At 63.0% G+C, this 1,669-nt stretch carries 2 protein-coding genes; both read right to left on the bottom strand.

Going from position 1 to position 1,669, the window contains the following annotated elements:
• Nucleotides 1-147: 147 nt before the first annotated feature.
• Complete coding sequence (locus J1M40_RS11825) at nucleotides 148-717, bottom strand: TetR/AcrR family transcriptional regulator (protein WP_060973480.1); 570 nt, start codon at nucleotides 715-717, stop codon at nucleotides 148-150.
• A gap of 17 nt (nucleotides 718-734) precedes the next feature.
• Nucleotides 735-1,669, bottom strand: a 935-nt coding sequence (locus J1M40_RS11820; protein WP_206450815.1) for an MFS transporter, incomplete at its 5' end; no start/stop codon positions are given.

Here is a 1,669-nt window from a genome sequence, read left to right as displayed (position 1 = left end):
CGGGTATACCCACTAGGCGCATGTGTCAGAGCCAGTTGGGTGCTGCTGGACAGAGGTGCCAGGGTGCGATCTTGCTTGACAGGGTTGCCCATCATCGCGCTCGACGGATTCGTCGATCCGGCCTTCTCCAACCGCGCGCTGGCTCGCTTACCCGTTGGGCTTGGCCTCGGATTCATGGACGTCATTCTGGAGTAGCGCGATGATCTGCTTTGCGGTTTCACTCCGGTGGTCCTGTGAGATGGGCCTGCTTCCGATCAGGTCGTTGACCCAGAGCCCGTCAGCAGCGAGCAGGGCGAGCGAGGTCATCTGGTCGCGCTCAGCTTCGTCTCGTTCGCTACGTCCGGTCCATCGGTCGATGAGGTCTTCCCAGATCGCCTTGTGCTGGGTGTGCTGGCTGTCGAGAATCATCTGGAACTCGGCGCGGGAGGCGGCTGTCGAACAAGTGAGTATGTAGGCGGTCAGGCGCTCCATCGGCGTTGCCTCAGCGGTCGGCTTTCCACAGGCGATCTCTAACTGCCGCTCCCAGCGATCAGCGAGTCTCTGGTGGATCGCAGCGATCAAGTCGTCTCGTGACGGGAAGTGGTAGATGATCCCGGCCCTGGTGATCCCTGCAGCGGCCGCGACAGAGTCAAACGTGACTGCTGTGATCCCGTCTTCCTCGATCACTTGGATCGCGGCGTCGAGGATCATGGTCTTCTTGCTCTCACGCACCATCATGCGCCCCTCCGATTGGTTCAGTGGTTTTCGGCGTACTCCATTGCCTCGCTGCCGCGCCCGTAAGCGCGGAGCAGCCGATTGGTCAGAGCGGCTCCACTAGCCAGCATGACAGCGAGGACGATCATCGTGACCAAATAGGCCGTGTCGTAGGCGGAGGTGGCGGCTGCGATCACGTCGAGATCTCCGTCGGCGATCCCGAGGGCATCGGCAATGCTCTCCCCCGCTGCGGCGGGAGTGCCATCCGGGAGTCGGACGACTGTGGCGTAGACGAAGGTCAGGAGGCTCCCGAGGAGTGCTACAGCCGAGAGGGAGCCCATCTCATAGGAGACTTCTTCGATCGAGGCCGCCATGCCGGCCTTTCGCGGAGGCGCGTTGCCCATAATGGCGGCGGAAGCGACGGCGAAGGTGCCGCCCAGGCCGAAGCCGGTCACGATGAAGCTGACGACCAGCAGGGGTAGTGATCCGTTCGCAGAGGCCAGCACGGCGAGAGCTAGTCCTAGGGCGGCGATGGCGAGGCTGCCGGAGATAATGATCCGCAGGCCCACGATGTGCAGGATCGCGGCCCCTAGGACACCTGAGGGCAGGGCGCCAAGCGCGGTGGCTGCGACTAGCAGGCCTGCTTGCAGGGGGGTGAAGCCCTCGACGAGCTGGAAGCGCTGTGTGGTCGCGAGCTGGGCGCCAGCGATGGTGAACATCGCGAAGAAGGCTGCCAGAGAGCCGCCAGCGAAGGCGCGGTTGCGGAAGATGGAGAACTCGATGAGTGGTTCTTCCAATCGGCCCTGGCGTCGCACGAAGAGGACGAACCCGATGACTGCTGACGCCAGCGCCCCTGCGATCAGAACCCAGTTCTGTGGAATATGGGCCAGTTCCTTGATGACGAGCACGGTGCCCACCAGCCCGACCATCGCATAGAGGGATGAGACGAGATCCCACTTCTTCGACGGATCGGGAT

The organism is Micrococcus sp. KRD026, from assembly GCF_017168445.1.
Taxonomy (GTDB): domain Bacteria; phylum Actinomycetota; class Actinomycetes; order Actinomycetales; family Micrococcaceae; genus Micrococcus; species Micrococcus luteus.
This window is presented reverse-complemented; position numbering and strand designations above follow the sequence as displayed.

Excerpts from the sequence above, each read along its gene's own strand:
- J1M40_RS11825 (WP_060973480.1), bottom strand. The coding sequence starts at position 717 with ATGATGGTGCGTGAGAGCAAGAAGACCATGATCCTCGACGCCGCGATC.